General features: G+C 49.4%; 20 protein-coding genes. 6 read left to right on the forward strand and 14 right to left on the reverse strand.

Annotated elements, in window-relative coordinates; all coding sequences use genetic code 11:
* Position 1: 1 nt before the first annotated feature.
* The 6 genes from nusB to glyA form a co-directional block, all read right to left on the reverse strand.
* Positions 2-415, reverse strand: a complete 414-nt coding sequence (gene nusB / locus R3187_RS10300; RefSeq protein ID WP_318966854.1) for a transcription antitermination factor NusB — start codon at positions 413-415, stop codon at positions 2-4.
* An 11-nt stretch (positions 416-426) separates the two neighbouring features.
* Positions 427-891 carry a 6,7-dimethyl-8-ribityllumazine synthase gene (gene ribE, locus R3187_RS10305; protein WP_318966856.1) on the reverse strand — a complete coding sequence of 155 codons (465 nt, stop codon included), beginning with the start codon at positions 889-891 and terminating at the stop codon, positions 427-429.
* A 77-nt stretch (positions 892-968) separates the two neighbouring features.
* Complete coding sequence (gene ribBA, locus R3187_RS10310) at positions 969-2,078, reverse strand: bifunctional 3,4-dihydroxy-2-butanone-4-phosphate synthase/GTP cyclohydrolase II (protein WP_318966858.1); 1,110 nt, start codon at positions 2,076-2,078, stop codon at positions 969-971.
* 110 nt (positions 2,079-2,188) lie between these two features.
* A complete protein-coding gene (ribD, locus tag R3187_RS10315) occupies positions 2,189-3,322 on the reverse strand; it encodes a bifunctional diaminohydroxyphosphoribosylaminopyrimidine deaminase/5-amino-6-(5-phosphoribosylamino)uracil reductase RibD (protein ID WP_318966860.1) in 1,134 nt (377 codons plus the stop codon).
* Positions 3,322-3,774: a transcriptional regulator NrdR gene (gene nrdR, locus R3187_RS10320; RefSeq protein WP_019674770.1), complete on the reverse strand. Its 453-nt coding sequence runs from the start codon at positions 3,772-3,774 to the stop codon at positions 3,322-3,324. Before nrdR ends, ribD begins: the two co-directional genes overlap by 1 nt.
* 92 nt (positions 3,775-3,866) lie before the next feature.
* Positions 3,867-5,120 (reverse strand): serine hydroxymethyltransferase, encoded by a 1,254-nt coding sequence (gene glyA, locus R3187_RS10325; protein ID WP_318966864.1) that lies wholly within the window; start codon positions 5,118-5,120, stop codon positions 3,867-3,869.
* Between the two features lie 166 nt (positions 5,121-5,286).
* On the opposite strand from glyA, the gene dinB reads away from it, so the two are divergent.
* Entirely contained in the window at positions 5,287-6,429 is a 1,143-nt protein-coding gene (gene dinB / locus R3187_RS10330; protein WP_318966866.1) for a DNA polymerase IV, read from the forward strand.
* Between the two features lie 119 nt (positions 6,430-6,548).
* Here dinB and R3187_RS10335 read toward each other — a convergent pair whose 3' ends face one another.
* On the reverse strand, positions 6,549-6,761 hold the full coding sequence (locus R3187_RS10335; protein WP_019674773.1) for a cold-shock protein: 213 nt from the start codon (positions 6,759-6,761) through the stop codon (positions 6,549-6,551).
* Positions 6,762-7,025: 264 nt separating this feature from the next.
* Positions 7,026-8,348 (reverse strand): DEAD/DEAH box helicase, encoded by a 1,323-nt coding sequence (locus R3187_RS10340; protein WP_318966869.1) that lies wholly within the window; start codon positions 8,346-8,348, stop codon positions 7,026-7,028.
* Positions 8,349-8,455: 107 nt separating this feature from the next.
* Between R3187_RS10340 and R3187_RS10345 the strand changes: the two genes are divergently transcribed.
* Both R3187_RS10345 and R3187_RS10350 read left to right on the forward strand, forming a co-directional pair.
* The gene (locus tag R3187_RS10345; RefSeq protein WP_318966871.1) at positions 8,456-8,989 is read left to right on the forward strand and encodes a DUF2058 domain-containing protein; all 534 of its coding nucleotides are present in this window, start codon (positions 8,456-8,458) and stop codon (positions 8,987-8,989) included.
* 43 nt (positions 8,990-9,032) lie between these two features.
* Entirely contained in the window at positions 9,033-9,896 is an 864-nt protein-coding gene (locus tag R3187_RS10350) for a TraB/GumN family protein (protein WP_318966872.1), read from the forward strand.
* Positions 9,897-9,926: 30 nt separating this feature from the next.
* On the opposite strand, the gene R3187_RS10355 is transcribed toward R3187_RS10350, so the two are convergent.
* The gene (locus R3187_RS10355) at positions 9,927-10,664 is read right to left on the reverse strand and encodes a methyltransferase domain-containing protein (protein ID WP_318966874.1); all 738 of its coding nucleotides are present in this window, start codon (positions 10,662-10,664) and stop codon (positions 9,927-9,929) included.
* 69 nt (positions 10,665-10,733) lie between these two features.
* Here R3187_RS10355 and gloB point away from each other — a divergent pair, with 69 nt between their 5' ends.
* The 3 genes from gloB to R3187_RS10370 are packed head-to-tail and all read left to right on the forward strand — an operon-like array spanning position 10,734 to position 13,701.
* Positions 10,734-11,501 (forward strand): hydroxyacylglutathione hydrolase, encoded by a 768-nt coding sequence (gene gloB / locus R3187_RS10360; protein WP_318966876.1) that lies wholly within the window; start codon positions 10,734-10,736, stop codon positions 11,499-11,501.
* A 54-nt stretch (positions 11,502-11,555) separates the two neighbouring features.
* Positions 11,556-13,148, forward strand: a complete 1,593-nt coding sequence (locus R3187_RS10365) for a LysM peptidoglycan-binding domain-containing protein (protein WP_318966878.1) — start codon at positions 11,556-11,558, stop codon at positions 13,146-13,148.
* A 52-nt stretch (positions 13,149-13,200) separates the two neighbouring features.
* Positions 13,201-13,701 carry a hypothetical protein gene (locus tag R3187_RS10370; protein WP_318966880.1) on the forward strand — a complete coding sequence of 167 codons (501 nt, stop codon included), beginning with the start codon at positions 13,201-13,203 and terminating at the stop codon, positions 13,699-13,701.
* A 9-nt stretch (positions 13,702-13,710) separates the two neighbouring features.
* Here R3187_RS10370 and R3187_RS10375 read toward each other — a convergent pair whose 3' ends face one another.
* The 5 genes from R3187_RS10375 to hppD form a co-directional block, all read right to left on the reverse strand.
* Complete coding sequence (locus R3187_RS10375; protein WP_318966882.1) at positions 13,711-13,959, reverse strand: hypothetical protein; 249 nt, start codon at positions 13,957-13,959, stop codon at positions 13,711-13,713.
* 2 nt (positions 13,960-13,961) lie between these two features.
* Positions 13,962-14,603 (reverse strand): maleylacetoacetate isomerase, encoded by a 642-nt coding sequence (gene maiA / locus R3187_RS10380; protein WP_318966884.1) that lies wholly within the window; start codon positions 14,601-14,603, stop codon positions 13,962-13,964.
* Between the two features lie 178 nt (positions 14,604-14,781).
* On the reverse strand, positions 14,782-15,801 hold the full coding sequence (locus tag R3187_RS10385; protein ID WP_318966886.1) for a fumarylacetoacetate hydrolase family protein: 1,020 nt from the start codon (positions 15,799-15,801) through the stop codon (positions 14,782-14,784).
* A 1-nt stretch (position 15,802) separates the two neighbouring features.
* The gene (locus R3187_RS10390; protein ID WP_318966888.1) at positions 15,803-16,972 is read right to left on the reverse strand and encodes a homogentisate 1,2-dioxygenase; all 1,170 of its coding nucleotides are present in this window, start codon (positions 16,970-16,972) and stop codon (positions 15,803-15,805) included.
* A complete protein-coding gene (hppD, locus tag R3187_RS10395) occupies positions 16,965-18,047 on the reverse strand; it encodes a 4-hydroxyphenylpyruvate dioxygenase (protein WP_318966891.1) in 1,083 nt (360 codons plus the stop codon). The genes R3187_RS10390 and hppD overlap by 8 nt, the downstream gene beginning before the upstream one ends.
* Positions 18,048-18,172: the final 125 nt, after the last annotated feature.

An 18,172-nucleotide genomic window follows, 5' to 3' on the forward strand; every position in this document is an offset into this window, starting at 1 on the left:
GTTAGTTAGTCCGTAGTACCCGGACTGCTTTATCCAGAATACCATTGACAAATTTATGGCTGTCATCCGCTGCGAAAGCTTTAGCCAGCTCAATCGCCTCATTAATAATCACTTTATAAGGCACATCCAGCCGGTATTTAAGCTCGTATGCGGACACCCGTAACACGGCTTTCTCAACCAGGTCGATATCTTCAAACGGCCGTTCCAGATAAGGCTTTAACGCCTCATCCAGCTTGCTGTGATGCAGCACCACACCGCGTAAAATATCCTGAAAATAAGCAACATCCAGTTGTTTTACACTGTTTTCCAGCAATAACTGCTGCTCAATGTCGGCGATGGGGTTATGGCTGACCTGCCAACTGTAAATGCCCTGTACTGCCAGTGAACGCGACTGACGACGCACATTTGGTTTCATAAGTTTTCCTGTTACAGCTGGTCCAGTACGTTAACCATTTCCAGCACTGACATTGCCGCTTCAGCACCTTTGTTACCGGCTTTGGTGCCGGCACGTTCAATGGCCTGCTCGATGCTATCGACGGTCAGCACACCAAACGCGACTGGTAAATTATAGGCTAAAGCAACCTGACCAATACCTTTGGTACACTCACCAGACACATATTCAAAATGCGGTGTGCCGCCCCGGATCACAGCGCCAAGGGCAATAATCGCATCATATTTTTTGCTGGCAGCCACCCGTTGCAACGCCAGTGGCATCTCAAAAGCACCCGGGATGCGGACCACGGTAATATCCTGCTCGGACACGTTTCCTACCCGCTTCAATGTGTCTAATGCGCCCTCTAACAGGCTTTCAACAATAAAACCATTAAACCGTGCCACCACTAACGCGAACTTCTTGCCTTTGGCTGCATAGCCGGCCTCAATCACTTGCATGGTAAATCCTCTCGAATCTGGGGCTGCAAAAATCAGCCGCGCATAATATCACAAAAACCGCAAATGCGGCATCGCTGTTATTCCGATACGTAATCGACGACTTCCAGACCAAAGCCAGATAAGGCATGGTATTTTTTCGGCTGGCTAAGCAAACGCATTTTTTTTACCCCCAGACTGGCCAGAATTTGCGAGCCAACACCAACATTGCGTGATGTACCCTTCCACGGTGAGGTTTTGGGCTGCTCGCCTTTATCTTCCGCTTCAAAAGCTTGCACCATTCGCACCAGTTCAGCTGTCGATTCATGCTTGCCCAGCAGCACCAGCACACCGCCTTCATCAGCAATTCGTTTCATGGCCGTATGTAACGGAAAGCTGCGATTCGCCGCCCGGTCAGCCAACAGCAAGTCAGAAAAGGTGTTATGTAAATGCACCCGCACCAATGTTGGCTCTTCAGGCTTAATATCACCTTTAACCAGCGCAAAATGCAGCTGATTATCAATAGTATCTTTAAAGGTAACCAACTGAAAATCGCCGACTTCAGTCGGCAACTGGCAGGTCGCCACTTTCTCAATAGTGGTTTCGTTTAAATTCCGGTATTCAATTAAATCGGCAATAGTACCAATTTTAATGTTGTGCTCGCGGGCGAAAATTTCTAAATCCGGCCGTCTGGCCATGGTACCGTCATCATTCAGAATTTCAACAATCACTGCCGCCGGCTCTAACCCTGCCAACCGGGCTAAGTCGCAACCAGCCTCGGTATGGCCGGCTCTAACCAGCACGCCACCATCCTGCGCCATTAACGGGAAAATATGCCCCGGCTGGACAATATCGGCCGGACCGGCATCACGGGCAACTGCAGCCTTAACAGTACGGGCCCTGTCGGCGGCCGAAATACCGGTGGTAACGCCTTCAGCCGCTTCAATCGACACCGTGAAGTTTGTCGCAAAGGGGGATTTATTGGCATCTACCATTAACGGCAAATTGAGCTGCTTGCAGCGCTTTTTACTCAGGGTCAGGCAAATAAGGCCCCGACCATGCTTGGCCATAAAGTTAACCGCCTCGGGTGTCACGTAATCAGCTGCCATGACCAGATCGCCTTCATTTTCACGATCCTCATCGTCCATCAGTATCACCATTTTGCCCTGACGGATGTCTTCGATAATTTCAGCAGGCGTATTCAGTTGCATAAAAACCCTTGTTAAGTGTTGCTTTAATAATACCGGTAGCAATAAGGCCGTGTATCCCCGGTTGTTAATATGATATCAGGCTCAGCCAGGCTGAGCGGGCTCTGTTTTGGTTAATTTTCCGCAGTAGCAGTAAGTAATGCTGTCAGCCGCAAATCTGTATCCAGCTGGCAAATATCGTTAAACCTAAAACGGTTGGCCTGGCTTAGCTCAGTCAGTTCCGGCAGCTCTGCCATGGCTCTTGCCTGTGGCCCTAACAATAACGGCGCCTGATATAAAATAAACTCATCCACCAGTTTCTGCTGCAATAAAGCGCCGGCAAGCGTCGCACCGGCCTCAACCCAGATACTCCGTACCTGACGGGCGTTTAGCAACTGCAGTAAAGCCGTTAAATCAAAATAGCCATCGTCATTGAGCGGCACGGCTAGCTGCTCAACCTGGGCTGGCATGCTGCGCAGTGGTTTTTCAGGGGCAACACAGAGCAGAATGGCCCCGGAGGAACTAAACAATGGCTCGTGACCGGTTAATTGCTGGCGCCGGTCCAGAATAACTCTCAATGGCTGGCGCAACTCACCGTTATGTAATGTGGTGATGGGGTTATCATCAAAAGGCTGCCTTACGGTCAGCCGGGCGTTATCCGCCAGCACAGTGCTGGCTGTAGACAATATTGCGCTACTTTGCGCCCGATACAACTGAACATCCGCTCTGGCGGCAGGGCCGGTTATCCACTGGCTCTGGCCATTGGCCAGTGCGGTGCGACCATCCAGGCTGGCGGCCAGTTTCAGTCTCAGCCAGGGCTTTTGCCGCTCCATTGCACTTAAAAAGCCCGGGTTTAACGCCCTGGCTTCAGCTGCCATCAGCCCGCTCTCAACACTGATCCCCGCCTGCTGCAATATAGCGACGCCCTTACCTGCCACCAGTGGATTCGGGTCCAGCATCGCAATGACAACCCGGCTAACGCCGGCGGCAACTAATGCTTTTGCACAGGGTGGCGTGCGGCCAAAATGGCTGCAGGGTTCAAGCGTGACATAACAGGTTGCGCCGCGCGCGCGTTCACCAGCCTGTGCCAGGGCATACACTTCGGCATGCCCCTCTCCGGCCTGATGATGATACCCCTCGCCGACCACCATGCCATTTTGAACAATGACTGCGCCGACATTAGGGTTGGGATCAGTGGTATAGCGACCTGTCGCAGCTAAGCGCAGGGCATGCGCCATAAACTGGTTATCTGCAGCGGTGCCTGCCACTACTGCTCTCCTAATCGGGCAATTTCTTCACCAAATTCGCGGATATCTTTAAAAGAGCGATAGACTGAGGCAAAACGGACATAAGCCACTTTATCAACCTTTACCAGTTCATCCATAATCAGATTACCCAGCATATTACTGGCCAGCTCGCGCTCACCGGTTGCCCGCAACTGAGACTTAATTTTCTGAATAAGCTGTTCAATCTGTTCAGTTGATACCGGCCGTTTTTCCAGAGAACGCAATAAGCCGTTGCGCAGTTTATCTTCGTTAAAAGGCTCACGTGAGCCATCGCGCTTGATGATCCGCGGCATAACCAGTTCAGCAGCTTCAAAAGTGGTAAAACGTTCATGACAGGCCAGACACTCCCGGCGCCGGCGTACCTGATGACCATCAGCCACTAAGCGGGAGTCGATTACTTTAGTGTCATCGGCATTACAGAAGGGACAATACATCGGCATTTTCCATAGAAAAAATCAGCCATAGTTAAAAATAGTCATAGATAAAAATGGCCGCAAATGCGGCCATAATAGCACTAAATTAACGATTAAGCATAAACCGGAAAGCGACTGCACAACTGGCCAACATCGGCTTTTACCCGTTCAATGACGCTTTCGTCATTAATATTGTCCAGTACATCACAAATAAAGCCAGCCACCTGACGCGCCTGCTCTTCTTTAAAACCACGACGGGTAATAGCAGGTGTACCAATCCGTAAACCACTGGTCACAAAAGGTGAGCGCGGATCATTGGGTACCGAGTTTTTATTAACGGTAATGTGGGCTTTGCCTAACGCGGCATCGGCATCTTTACCGGTAATATCTTTATCGATTAAATCCATCAGGAACAAGTGATTCTCCGTTCCGCCGGAAACAATTTTATAGCCACGTTTAATCATTTCATCGCACATCGCTTTGGCGTTATTCAACACCTGCTGCTGATATACCTTAAACTCCGGCTCTAATGCTTCTTTAAAAGCGACTGCTTTGGCCGCAATCACATGCATTAACGGGCCACCCTGGCTGCCCGGGAATACCGCAGAGTTCAGTTTTTTCTCAATCGCTTCATTTTTACGGGCCAGAATTAAGCCACCACGCGGGCCGGCCAGCGTTTTATGGGTTGTCGTGGTCACAACGTCGGCTACCGGCACCGGATTTGGGTATAAACCAGCAGCCACCAAACCGGCGACATGAGCCATGTCCACCAACAGGTAAGCACCCACCTTGTCGGCAATATCGCGAAAACGCTGCCAGTCAACAATACCTGAATAGGCAGAAAAACCAGCGATAATTAATTTTGGTTTATGCTCAAGCGCCAAAGCTTCTGCCTGTTCATAATCAATCACCCCTGTCTCAGGATGTAAGCCATACTGTACGGCTTTATAAAGCTTTCCTGAAGAACTGACGTGTGAGCCGTGAGTTAAATGACCACCATGGGCCAGGCTCATCCCTAAAATAGTGTCACCGGCTTCCAGCAAGGCCAGAAAAACTGCAGCGTTGGCTTGCGAACCTGCATGCGGTTGTACATTCGCATAATCGGCGCCAAACAATTGCTTGGCCCGGGCAATAGCTAAATCTTCTGCGATATCAACAAACTCACAGCCACCGTAATAGCGCTTGTGCGGATAACCTTCAGCATATTTATTGGTAAGCTGGGAACCTTGCGCCTGCAATACCCGCGGGCTGGCATAGTTTTCAGAAGCAATCAGCTCGATATGTGCTTCCTGTCTGGCGGTTTCATCGGTAATTGCCTGCCATAATTCCGGGTCAAAATCGGCAATATTCATTTCACGCTTTAACATGCTCTCTCCTGGGCGCGGGTTACGCTAACGGGTTTATTTTTCAGATTCTGAATTGGCGCATATTCTACCCTGAATTTATTTCAGATGCACCGAAAATATAGCCATCCGGCCGTCCGCAATGCGTGTAAAAGGGGCTGGCAGCTGAACTGGACAACATGCTTTACAGTTGTCTGCGCTTTACAAGGTGGCAGCGTCACACTACTATGCTGTATATCGATACAGTTACTTTATTGCTATGGTCAGTCAGCGCAAAATTATTCATATTGATATGGATTGCTTTTTTGCCGCAGTAGAAATGCGGGATAACCCGGCGCTGGCCAGTATTCCGCTGGCTATAGGTGGCAGCCGCAGCACTCGCGGTGTTATTGCCACCTGTAATTATCCGGCGCGCACTTTTGGGGTACGCTCAGCCATGCCCACAGGGCAGGCGCTGAAATTATGTCCGCATCTTCATCTGATGTCAGGCAATATGGACAAATACAGAACCGTTAGCAGGCAAATTCGCGCTATTTTTCAGCGTTACAGTGACGTGATAGAGCCGTTGTCGTTAGATGAAGCTTTTCTTGATGTCAGTCAGAGCAGCCATTTTGGCGGCAGCGCCACCCGAATTGCCGCAGATATTCGCCGGGTCATTAAGGCGGAAACCGGCTTAACCGCATCTGCCGGGGTTGCACCGAATAAATTTCTGGCAAAAATTGCCAGTGATGAAAATAAACCGGATGGTTTATTCGTCATTACCCCGGATCAGGTGGCCGCTTTTGTCCAGACATTACCTTTAGCTAAAATACCTGGCGTAGGCAGTAAAACCGCAGAGCGGTTGGCCCGGCTTGGCTTAATCCACTGCAAAGACATTGCCGGTTGTGAACTGGCATTACTGGTAAAGCATTTTGGCGCCATGGCCGATACACTGTTAAAACGCAGCCAGGGTATTGATGAGCGGCCGGTTCGCACTGAACGCCAGGCCAAATCCGTTGGGGTGGAACAGACCCTGGCAGAAGATATCATTGATTATCAGGACTGTGTCCAGGCATTGCAGCTGTTATGGCCTAAATTGCAACTGCGGCTGGCAAATCAGGGTGACAAAGGCTTGCAGAAAATAGGGGTTAAACTTAAATTCAGCGATTTTAGGCAAACCACTGTCGAATGTCAGGCGCAAAAGGCCAGTCTGGAACAATTTTTACCGCTGCTGGATCAGGCATGGCAACGCCGGCAGCAACAAGGCGTGCGACTGGTTGGGCTCCAACTTGGTTTTACTACGCCAAACCCCGGCCAGCTTTGTCTGCCATTTGATCCTGTCAGCGATTGCTAAGCTGTTGCTCAAATCAGGCAGATAAATCACTCAATCGCTGCAAAGGTCGGCAACTGCTGGCGGAATAACAGGCATAAAAAAGCCAGCTCATTGGCTGGCTCTTTACAAATACTATCAGATTAACCGGTTACAGTGACGTTTTCAGCCTGTGGACCTTTCTGACCTTCGGTAACTTCGAAAGTTACGCGTTGACCTTCAACTAAAGTTTTGCGGCCTGTGCCATTGATAGCGCGGAAATGAACGAATACGTCTTTGCCGCCTTCGCGCTCGATGAAACCAAAACCTTTATCTTCGTTGAACCACTTAACTGTACCAGAAATTAACTGTGACATAACACTCTCTTACTTTAACTAAATTTGCCGAATTTTCGGCGACTTAAATATTCTCGGCCAGCTAATCGGGCGGCTAAATATTCAAACGCATTATCAGTTAAGCTGATCATGCGGTCAACATAAATACCGGACGAGCAGAAAATATATTTCCCAGCAGGCCGTACCAGCTAAATCGCATCTGCCAGAACGGTTTACCGTCAGCTGGTACGACTAAGCATTTTCAGTGTAGCAGTAAAAACGCTGAACATTTAAGCAACACACTATTTATTTTTTCCGCCTTACCGGGCCACTGCCATCATCACCACCTTCAAAAAACGGTGCAGCTTTATTTTTAGCATTTTCAGTTTTTGCCGGGCGTGGTTTGGCAGCCCGTTTTGGTCCGGCAGTTTTTGCCGCCGTTGCGGATTTTGCTGTCGGCGCTTTAATACCGTTAAAGCGCGCAGGCAAGGATTCAACTACTGAAAACACCACGGCATGGCGCAGGAATCTTTCTATATTCTGCAAGCTGGGCCAGTCTTTCGGTCCCACCAGGGATATTGCCTGGCCCTTGGCGCCGGCCCGGCCGGTGCGGCCAATCCGATGGACATATTCTTCCGGGTGTTTCGGTAAATCAAAATTAATCACGTGCGACACCTGCAGCAAATCAAGGCCACGGGAGGCTAGATCGGTAGTAACCAGCACCTGAAATTTACCGGTAGCAAATTGCTGCATCACACTGTTGCGTTGCTGCTGTGATAATTTGCCGCTTAACGCAATAGCACTGAAACCCGCATCTTGACAAACAGCGGTTAAGCGCTCGGCATCTGCGCGGGTTGCGGTAAACATAATTAGCTGCTTAATGCTTTGCTGCGTTAAAAAATGCTGTAGCAACGCTTCCTTGTGACTTAAATTATCGGCAAGAAAAAACTGCTGCTCAATGTCCTGATGCTGCTGATAACCGGCCCCTACCGCTATCCGGTATGGATTTTTCAGTAAGGCCAGCGCTAAATTATCAACTTCAGCATGATCAAGTGTGGCTGAAAACAGCAAAGTCTGGCGCAGTCGATGATCAGCGGCTTTATTGATAACAGTAAGCTGGGGCAGAAAGCCCAGGTCCAGCATCCGGTCAGCCTCATCGAGGATGAGCATTTCCAGCCCTTGCAAAAACAGGGTTTTGTGCTCAAGGTGGTCAACAAAACGGCCTGGGGTCGCTACCACTATAGCTGGCTGACGTTTCAGGATTTTTTCCTGATCGTTAAAGTTTTCGCCGCCGACAATCAAGGCTGCGCTGACCGGCGTATTCGCAACCAGTAACCTAAGCTGCGCATAGACCTGTTTGGCCAGTTCACGGGTTGGCGCCAGAATTAACGCCCTTGCATCCTGTTTCGACAAAGCACGGCTTTTTAACAGTCGCTGCATCATCGGCAGCAAATACGCCAATGTTTTGCCCGAGCCGGTTTGCGACGACACGATTAAATCGCGGCCTACCATAACTGCCGGTATCGCTTCCTGCTGGATTTCCGTCGGCTTATCAAAGCCCAGGTGCTGGACGGAGCGGAGTAAGCGCGGATCTAGTGCTAAATCTTTAAATGGCAAAATTAACCTCATCAGCTTGGAGTACTGGTATATGATAACCGAACTGGCCCATTTGAGTTAATAAGAATGCTTAAGGTACACTAAGCGTCTATTTCTCCTGCAACCTGAGTAGCCCGATTATGAGCAATGCGTTACGAGACCAGCTGCTGAAAGCTGGCCTGGCCGATGCCAAGAAAGTAAAAAAAGTGAAAAAAGAAAAACACCAGGTAAAAACCCAGGCTGGCAAAAAAGCACAGCCAGACAATCCTGCAGCCACGCTGGCGCAACAGGCGAAGGCCGAACAGGTTGCCCGTGACCGTGAATTAAACCGGCAAAAACAAGCTGAATTGGCTAAAAAGGCGATTGCCGCCCAGGTAAAGCAAATCATTGAAACAAACGCAATCAGCAGTAAAGGTGAGGTCGGCTTTAACTTTGTTGACGGGAAGTTAGTGAAAAAACTCTATGTCAGCAGCAAAGTGCATGATGAGCTAAGCCGGGGCTTAGTCGCAATAGCCCGTCTGGCTGAGCAATATATGTTAATCCCGGCGCAGGTAGCAGAAAAAGTGATGCAACGTGATGCAGACAGTATTGTATTACTGAATACCAAACAGCAACAGCCGGACGAAGATGATCCTTATGCTGATTACCAGATCCCGGATGATTTAATGTGGTAAGTTTTAGTTGGCATAACTATTAGTAATGATTGAAGGAAACACCATGCGCTTATTAACTCAATTTTTCTGTCTATCCCTGTTACTGCTTAGCAGTACAGTTATGGCTGCCAGTGTCTGGAAAGTCAGTAAAGAAGGCCAGCATTTTTATCTGGCCGGTACCGTTCACCTGCTGAGCAAAACTGATTATCCGCTGCCTGCCGCTTATGACAGTGCGTTTAATGCCAGTAACCAGTTGCTGTTTGAAACCGATTTAAATGCGTTAACCAGCCCGGCTGGGCTGAGCAAGATGATGCAGCAAAATACCTACAGTGACGGTAAAACCCTGCAGCAGGTTCTGTCACCTGAGGTGTATCAGCAACTGAAGGCTTATGCCACAGCACGGAATATGCCGATTGCGGCAATCAGCCGGTTTAAGCCCGGTTTTGCCGCAATGATGCTGGCCAGTGTTGAAATGCAGCGTCTGGGGGCAGCCGAAACCGGGGTGGATATGCATTATATGCAGTTGGCTCAGCAGCAAAACAAGCATTTTGCCGGCCTGGAAACAATGGATGAGCATCTGGCGGTTCTGGATGGCATGAACCAGCTTGATCCTGATCTGACCATCAGCTCAACCCTGGAAGATATGCATAAAGTAGAAGGCCAACTGGCTGCTATGAAACAAGCCTGGCGCAGCGGTGATGCCGCTAAGTTGGAGCAATTGTTTCTTGCCGACTTAAAACAAGTTCCCCAGTTATATGAGATCCTGCTGGTCAAACGCAACCATGCCTGGCTGCCGCAGTTGCAGGCACTTGGCAATGATGAACACACTACGATGGTACTGGTAGGCGCATTGCATCTGGCGGGCGAAGATGGCTTGTTAAAGCTGTTGCAACAACAAGGCTACGCCTTAACCCAGCTTACAGAGTAAGCTCAGTTAAGCCCGTCACGGTCATGACAATTAACGACAGCCCTGGCGGGCACTGACGCCTTTTACCCCTTCACTAAAAGCAGGTGCCAGCTGCCAGCGCGGCCGGATGGGGGTTAAGGGCAACTCGCGCTTGCGGGCGACCAGCAGATAACAGCCGGCAAAGTAATTCAGATATTTCTCCGCAAAACGCTGCATACTGTTATTGGTATACTCATTAACCAGCATGCTGCCGAAAAAAAAGCGTTGTTCCGCCAGCACTTCAAAACCAATCAGATGCAACCAGTCTTTGACCCGGCCGGGCGAAAAAAAGCGGCCCTGCCACGGATAACGGTGTTTAAGCCAGGGTGCGATGCCCGCCAGCGCCAGCATACTGAGCGGATTAAAACCGGTCAGCAGCAGATAACCATCAGGTAATAACACCCGATGCGCTTCCCGCACAATATGGTGAGGGTCAGCCTGATATTCCAGACACTGGCTAAGCAAAACCGCGTCAATACTCTGGCTGTCGATAGGCAGCGTATCGGGTAACCCAATCAGGTGACTTTTACCATTATCCGCGCTGCCCAGATGGATCTGATGTTTAATTTTGCAACCCGGCAAGTCTAAGTCACTACTTAAATCGCCAACTTTAAGCAAATAATAACCAAAAATTTGCTGCCACCAGGGGTGCAGTTGTCCGGCGATGGCCTGCGCTAACGCCGGCCCCTGTAAAAACGCCTGCCAGCTGTCGGGTACCTGCGGTTCGTTTTCGTTCAATGCCGGTTTCATGATAAAGTTTAGCCTGCTTTAATGTTGAAAGACCTATAATGTTAAAAGAAATTGTTAAGAGAAAACCTGATGCTGACTATTAACCCACTGGCTGCCTTTGAGGATAACTACATTTGGTCGCTGTGTCAGCCTGATAACCCATTTTGTGTTGTGGTTGACCCTGGCGACGCCGAACCGGTGCTGAAGTTTTTGCAGCAACAGCAAAAGTCGCTGTACGCCATTCTGATCACCCATCATCATCCCGACCATACCGGCGGTATTGCGCAATTGCAGCAAGCCTGGCCGGACGTTCGTATTATTGGTCCTGCCGCCGAGGCAGCAAAGATCCCATTGTTAACGGAACAGGTGCAACAAGGCGATCTCGTTCAGCTGTTCCCTTTTAACTACAATTTTAAGGTGATTGATTTGCCCGGCCATACCCTTGGCCACATCGGTTTTTACAGTAAACCTTATTTATTTTGCGGCGATACCTTATTCAGCGGAGGCTGTGGCCGCTTATTTGAAGGTACTGCGGCTCAATTACATCATTCGTTACAAAAGCTGGCGGCATTACCGGCCGACACCATCGTCTATTGTACCCATGAGTACACCCTGGCGAACCTGCGTTTTGCCCTGTCAGTTGAACCTGATAATCAGGCATTACAGGATTATCAGCGACATTGTCAGCGTTTACGCCAGTCAGACAAAGCTACTTTGCCCACTGATTTAGCAACCGAGCAGCAAATAAATCCTTTTTTGCGATGTGAAAACAAGGCCTTGCAGCAACGATATCAGCAAGATACCGCTGTTGGTCTGTTTAGCCAGCTCAGAGCAATGAAAGATCAGTTTAAATCCTGACTTGCAATCAGGCTTTGAACAGGTAACATGACTTTTTTTGTGCGGAAATACGCTATGCATTTGAAAATCTCTGCCGTCATGTTAGTTGCACTGCTTAGCGGCTGTGTCAGCACGACAGAATCAAATACCTCGCCTGCGGTGAAGCCAGCGAATACACCAGCTCTGGTCCAGGTGAAGGGGGCCAGTGCCGAGCAAATTGCCAGCCGTTTATGGTATGGCGATACCACAGCGGAGCAACTGGCGCCGCTGGATGCCACCGAGCTGGAAGATTTATGGCAACGCATTCAGTTGCAACTTACCTTCAACGTGCCGCAAACCCGTCCAATAGTAGAACAGCGCAATTTCTACAGCCAGCATCAAAGCTACCTCGACCGGGTCGCGAACCGGGCCCAGCCCTTCCTGTATTTTATTGTGCAGGAGCTGGAAAAGCGCAATATGCCGCTTGAACTTGCATTACTACCCATCGTGGAAAGCGCATTCGACCCTTTTGCTTATTCACACGCCCGCGCGTCGGGCATGTGGCAATTTATGCCAGCCACTGGCAGCCGGTTCGGCCTGAAACAGAACTTCTGGTATGACGGCAGGCGCGACGTTATTGAATCTACCCGGGCGGCGCTGGATTATCTGCAGTACTTATATAACACGCTCGAGCATGACTGGTTAAACGCCATTGCTGCTTACAATGCCGGTGAAGGCCGGATTGGCCGGGCGATCCGGGCAAATAAAAAGCGCCGGCTGCCAACTGACTTCTGGTCACTTGATTTACCCGCGGAAACAACGGTTTATGTTCCAAAATTACTGGCATTGGTTGATATTTTAAAACGACCTGATGACTTTGATATTGTCTGGAAATTTATTGCCAACGAACCAAAAATCGCGGTGGTGCCGACCGATGGCCAGATTGATCTCGCTATCGCCGCAGAGCTGGCTGAATTAAGCGTAGCCGAGCTGCAGGCCCTTAACCCAGGCTTCAATCAGTGGGCGACCGATCCTGATGGTCCGCATCAGTTGGTGCTGCCATTAGCAAAAGCAGATAACTTTAAACGTTTGCTGGCACAAACCCCTGCAGCCGATCGCCTGCAATGGCAAAGCTATACTGTCAGCTCGGGTGACACCCTGGGCAAAATTGCCCGTGACTATAAAACCGACGTTAGTGCTATCAGACGGCTGAATAATCTGAGCGGTAACACTATCCGGATTGGTCAGCATTTACTTATCCCTATGTCAGCAAAAGCGGCCGGAAAATACGAGCTTAGCCAGCAAAACCGGATTGCCAAAGCTCAGGGTCGTGCCGGTGGCAGTATAAAAACAGAGTACATTGTGCAATCCGGTGATACTTTGTGGGACATCAGCCGGGAGCATAAAGTTACTGTGGCTGAACTGGCCAAATGGAATGGCATGGTTCAGCGCGATCCGTTGAAACCGGGGCAGAAGCTGGTGATCTGGCATGACAGTAACAGCAGCTCAACTACAGCCATCACCCGGACGGTAAACTATAAAGTGCGCAAAGGTGATTCACTGGCCAGAATTGCCCAACGCTTTAGTGTTTCAGTGGCTGAAATAGTCAAGTGGAACAATATAAACACCGAGCGATACCTGCAACCAGGGCAGCAGCTGAAACTGATTGTTGATGTGACTCAGGTATAGTAGCGTTGGTTAAGTTGTCGCAGATTAAACCGGCAGCATTAGGAGCAACAGCATGAGAGTAGTGATCTTTGTTATCAGTTTACTGTTGAGTTTACCTGTTTGTGCTCAGTTTCAGCTAACCGGCAGTGGCACTTATACACTGCCGGATGGCAAAACAGTGCCTTTTCAGTATGGCCTGAGCTATATCCGAAAAGAAGGTCAGTTTCATTTCAGCGCCGGTAAGCAAAGTTTGATTGTCAGCAGCCTGCCGCAAAAATATTCACTGGCTTTAATACTGCAGAATGACGACGAGGTCTGGGTTCCTGACTTTGTTAATGCACCGCTTAGCAGCTTTGAATATGAAATAAGTGGTTTTGAACTGAAGCTGACTCAGGAACCCGAGCTGAAAGATGGCCGGGGAAATTTTATTTTACACTATGATGGGGGTCGCTATCGCTTCAATCGCGGCCCGGGTCAGGTAAACTTTATTTTTAATGATGAAGGTATAGAGCGGGTGGAAATTAAAGGTATGTTTAAACTGCCAAACAAGCCTAACCCAAAAGAACCTGAGTAACCTTTCAGCTTAATCTGGCTCGCGCTGCAACTGCAGCGCTGGCAGCATTCCTGACGCCACACACAGCAGTGGTGCCAGCAACATAAAGAACCAAAAACTTTGTAATGGTACGCCGTGCCACAGTGCATACAGCGCTGCGGTAAGCTGAAATACAATGCCAAATAATCCAATATACACCAATACCCTGTTCAGCAATCTTTTTGGCATAGCGAATATATTCTTGGATTTATGGCCTGAAGCCGGCTTTGATTCAGCCATTATTACACCTGAGCGTCGCTTTGTTGTTCCGGTGCGGCCAGGGCAAAGCATGCCAGTTGCTGGCAATGATGATAAATCCGGCTGATGGTTGGGTATTCCAGCGTATCGAGTTTAAACCGCAAGGCATTATACATTTGCGGCACCAGACATAAATCAGCCAGCGTAATACTGTCACCATAGCAAAACTCACCAGCTGTCGCCTGCAGCCGCTGCTCCAGCGCACTAAAGCCGGTATGCAGCCAGTGATGGATCCATTCGGTTTTCTGATCGTCATTAAGCGCCAGTGGTCCGGTTAAATATTGCAGTACCCGCAGGTTATTCAGCGGGTGAATATCGCAGGCAATATCAAGCGCCAGCGAGCGCACCTTTGCTTTAGCTGCAGGATCTTCCGGCAATAGCGCCGGCTCCGGATAAACTTCTTCCAGGTATTCAATAATCGCCAGTGACTGATTCAGACTCAGCTCACCATCCACATAAGCTGGCACCAGCTGATTTGGATTCAGCTGCTGATACTCGGCGCTATGCTGCTGGCCACCGTCTTTTAGCAGATGTACCGGTATTGTCTCGAAACTAAGTTGTTTTAAATGCAGCGCAATGCGCACCCGATAGGCGGCTGAAGAGCGCCAGTAGCTATAGAGTTTCATCCTGTAACACCTGCTAATTTGTTGCACGAAAAATCGCTGAGTAAAAAGGAGGTGAAAGCACGTATGTACTTTTTTCTGCGACCGTTGAAGCCCTGGACGGGCGGAAACGAGCCCCCATGGATGGGTTTACGGCGTGTTGCAGAAAAAATGTACGGAGTGCTTGCACCGGTCCATTTTATTACTTCGCTTTATATTGCACCACTTGCTGGTCGATGGCACCAAAAATGCTCTGGCCATTGCCATCCAGCATTTCCATTTTTATGGTATCACCAAATTGCATAAAAGAGGTACTGGGTTTGCCATCGCGGATGGTTTCAATCACCCGGATCTCAGCGATACAGCTATAACCTACCCCGCCTTCGGTAATGGCAGTACCATACTCAGTGCCCTGCTTATTCGATACCGTACCCGAACCAATCACCGCACCGGCGCCCAGGTTGCGGGTTCTGGCAGCGTGGGCAATAAGCTGGCCGAAGTTAAAGGTCATATCGATACCCGCGTTGGGTTTACCAAAAGGTTTGCCGTTATAGGTCGACAGTAACGGTAAATGTACCCGACCATCCTGCCACTTATCACCCAGCTCATCCGGTGTCACCGCAACCGGGCTGAAGCTTGATGCCGGTTTCGACTGAAAAAAGCCAAAACCTTTAGCCAGCTCGTTTGGAATTAAGCCCCGAAGCGACACATCATTAACCAGCATCAGCAGCCGTATTTTGTCCAGCGCCTGCTCTGGACTAATCGCCATCGGAACATCGTCAGTAATTACTGCCACTTCACCTTCGAAATCGATACCATGGTCGGTACTTACCGCTTCAATAGCATCGCGCGGGCCAATAAAATCATCCGAACCGCCCTGATACATCAGTGGATCGGTCCAGAAACTTGGCGGCATCTCAGAATTACGTGCTTTGCGCACCAGTTCAACGTGGTTCACATAAGCACTGCCATCTGCCCACTGGTATGCGCGCGGTAATGGCGACTCACATTGTGTCGGGTCAAAGGCCATTTCACCGTCCAGCTTACCGGCGTTCAGCCCCTGATATACTTTTTCGGCTTTTGCCGATAATTCTGCCCAGTTATCCAGTAACTGCTGCAAGGTAGCGGCAATGTCACTTATCGCCACGCAACGGCTTAAATCACGGCTGACCACCACTAACTGGCCGTCACGGGTATTATTTTTTAAACTCGCTAACTTCATATTATTCCTTAACTGAACCTGTTGCTGTGGCCTGGTCCTGCGGCTTGTTTTTCCAGCTGTTCACGTAATCCGGGTTTTCGGTTGCCAACGCCGCCTCGCCCATTTCCAGCGCATCACGGGTATCGAGCATAACCGCGACTTCGTCGGTAAACTTCTTTTTATACTCGCGCCCGGCGGCAAAGGCTTTCGGATGAGGACCATGGGTAAAACCGGCCGGATGGAAGGTCACCATACCTTTTTCAATATTGTCGCGGCTGAAAAAATCACCGGCATGGTAGAACAGCACTTCATCATAATCATCATTGTTATGATAAAACGGCACTTTTAAGGCACCGGGATCACTTTCAATCGGCCTTGGTACAAAGGTGCATACCACAAAACGCTGCGCGACAAAGGTGGTATGGGCTGACGGGGGCAGGTGATATCGATGGCTCATTAACGGCCGGATATCCCGCCAGTTAATCCGCATCACAGCTAAATCACCATGCCAGCCAATCGCATCCAGCGGATTATAGGGGTACGTCACCACTGACACCTGGCCATGGCGTTTTACTTCAACCTGCCAGCTGTCTTCACTGTACTGCGCTTTAAAAGCATCATTGATTTTGGGGGTGTCGAGCATAGCCGGGTCAAAAATCGCATGGTTGCCAACCAGGCCTTTTTCCGGCAGCTGATAACTGTCGTTGGTTGCTTCAATCAGCAAAATAAACATTGGCTCATGTGGCACCAGCCGCCACATGGTCGAGCGCGGGATCACGATATAATCACCATCGCGCACACTTAAATGCCCATAGTCGCAATACAGCTCTGCACTACCCTCGTGAATGAACAACAGTTCATCACCGTCGGCATTGCGTGCCAGCTTACTCATGCTGTCTGTCAAACGCCATGTGCGCATTTTGCAGTGGTTGTTAAACAGTAAATCCGGTACCGCCCACGGTGACGATGTCTTATCCTGTTCAATCTCGTTAAAGTTAAACAGATGAGGCCGTAAAGGCCCCTGCCAGTCGCTCCAGCCGGTCGGCGCATGGGTATGATGGAAGTGGGTTGCAGGGCCGAAAAAGCCACTGCGCCCGGTTTCCCGCTCATAAATCGCCTGCTCCGGAAAATCGGCATGAGCCTGTCGTGATACATCGCCTTCCTTTAACGGAAAAGATGCCCATTTACGCATTGCTTAATACTCCGCGCTGGATCTGATCTTCTTCGATAGACTCAAACAAGGCTTTAAAGTTGCCCTCGCCAAAGCCTTCGTTGCCTTTACGCTGGATAATTTCAAAGAATACCGGGCCGATTACTGTTTTTGTGAAAATCTGCAGCAGAATACCGTCTTTCATCGGCGCGCCGTCAATCAGGATCCGCAGCTCACGCATTTGATCCAAATCTTCTTCATGGCCCTCAACCCGATCATTCACTTTGTTGTAATAGGTTTCCGGGGTAGGCATAAATTCCATGCCACGGTTGCGTAAGGTGCGTACTGTTTCATAAATATTGTCTGAGGTCAGCGCGATATGTTGAATACCTTCGCCTTTATATTCACGGATAAATTCTTCAATCTGCGACTTATCGTCTGAAGACTCGTTAATCGGGATCCGTATTTTGCCACAGGGTGCGGTCATCGCTTTTGATACCAGCCCGGTCAGTTTGCCTTCGATATCAAAATAGCGGATTTCACGGAAGTTACCGATATTCTCATAGAATCCGGCCCACAGATTCATGTTGCCACGCATCACGTTGTGGGTTAGATGATCGAGCACTTCCAGGCCAACGCTGTGTTTTTCCATATCAGCCTGCCAGTTATCGTAGTACTTAAAGTCAATGTCATACACTGAACTGGCACCATAACGGTCAACAAAGTACAGCAGGCTGCTGCCAATACCGTATACGGCAGGAATATTCAGCTCCATTGGCCCAACCTGGTTTTTATATTCCTTGGCACCATTGGCCAGCGCATGTTTTAACGCTGCTGCGGCATCTTTTACCCGAAACGCCATCGCACATACTGACGGCCCGTGCAGCCTGGCAAACTCTTCTGCCTGCGAGTTCGGTTCAGCATTGATAATGAAGTTAATATCACCCTGCTTATATAACCAGGCTTGCTTAGAACGATGTTTAGCGACCTCAGTAAAACCAAGTGAATAAAACAGGTCTTTTAACTTCTGAATACCGTCTGCATCAGCAGCGGTATATTCGACAAACTCAAAACCATCTGTACCCAAAGGATTAATTTTATTTTCAGCAGTTGCCATTTTAAGGTTCTCCGAACAACGAATGTGGGCGCTATCATGCGCTTACCAATAAAAAAAGGAAGAGGTGGCGCAGCGGTAATCTGGCGTTAAACCGCGGCCAAATATGTACAGAAATAACTACAAAA

Source organism: Arsukibacterium sp., assembly GCF_033721375.1.
In the GTDB taxonomy this organism is placed as follows: Bacteria; Pseudomonadota; Gammaproteobacteria; order Enterobacterales; family Alteromonadaceae; genus Alishewanella.

Excerpts from the sequence above, each read along its gene's own strand:
- gloB (WP_318966876.1), top strand. The coding sequence starts at position 10,734 with ATGCTGACTATTAACCCACTGGCTGCCTTTGAGGATAACTACATTTGG.
- R3187_RS10335 (WP_019674773.1), bottom strand. The coding sequence starts at position 6,761 with ATGTCACAGTTAATTTCTGGTACAGTTAAGTGGTTCAACGAAGATAAA.
- R3187_RS10350 (WP_318966872.1), top strand. The coding sequence starts at position 9,033 with ATGCGCTTATTAACTCAATTTTTCTGTCTATCCCTGTTACTGCTTAGC.
- R3187_RS10345 (WP_318966871.1), top strand. The coding sequence starts at position 8,456 with ATGAGCAATGCGTTACGAGACCAGCTGCTGAAAGCTGGCCTGGCCGAT.
- R3187_RS10390 (WP_318966888.1), bottom strand. The coding sequence starts at position 16,972 with ATGCGTAAATGGGCATCTTTTCCGTTAAAGGAAGGCGATGTATCACGA.
- nrdR (WP_019674770.1), bottom strand. The coding sequence starts at position 3,774 with ATGTATTGTCCCTTCTGTAATGCCGATGACACTAAAGTAATCGACTCC.
- maiA (WP_318966884.1), bottom strand. The coding sequence starts at position 14,603 with ATGAAACTCTATAGCTACTGGCGCTCTTCAGCCGCCTATCGGGTGCGC.
- glyA (WP_318966864.1), bottom strand. The coding sequence starts at position 5,120 with ATGTTAAAGCGTGAAATGAATATTGCCGATTTTGACCCGGAATTATGG.
- ribBA (WP_318966858.1), bottom strand. The coding sequence starts at position 2,078 with ATGCAACTGAATACGCCTGCTGAAATTATCGAAGACATCCGTCAGGGC.
- R3187_RS10365 (WP_318966878.1), top strand. The coding sequence starts at position 11,556 with ATGCATTTGAAAATCTCTGCCGTCATGTTAGTTGCACTGCTTAGCGGC.
- R3187_RS10355 (WP_318966874.1), bottom strand. The coding sequence starts at position 10,664 with ATGAAACCGGCATTGAACGAAAACGAACCGCAGGTACCCGACAGCTGG.
- R3187_RS10340 (WP_318966869.1), bottom strand. The coding sequence starts at position 8,348 with ATGAGGTTAATTTTGCCATTTAAAGATTTAGCACTAGATCCGCGCTTA.
- R3187_RS10370 (WP_318966880.1), top strand. The coding sequence starts at position 13,201 with ATGAGAGTAGTGATCTTTGTTATCAGTTTACTGTTGAGTTTACCTGTT.
- R3187_RS10375 (WP_318966882.1), bottom strand. The coding sequence starts at position 13,959 with ATGGCTGAATCAAAGCCGGCTTCAGGCCATAAATCCAAGAATATATTC.
- nusB (WP_318966854.1), bottom strand. The coding sequence starts at position 415 with ATGAAACCAAATGTGCGTCGTCAGTCGCGTTCACTGGCAGTACAGGGC.
- ribE (WP_318966856.1), bottom strand. The coding sequence starts at position 891 with ATGCAAGTGATTGAGGCCGGCTATGCAGCCAAAGGCAAGAAGTTCGCG.
- hppD (WP_318966891.1), bottom strand. The coding sequence starts at position 18,047 with ATGGCAACTGCTGAAAATAAAATTAATCCTTTGGGTACAGATGGTTTT.
- R3187_RS10385 (WP_318966886.1), bottom strand. The coding sequence starts at position 15,801 with ATGAAGTTAGCGAGTTTAAAAAATAATACCCGTGACGGCCAGTTAGTG.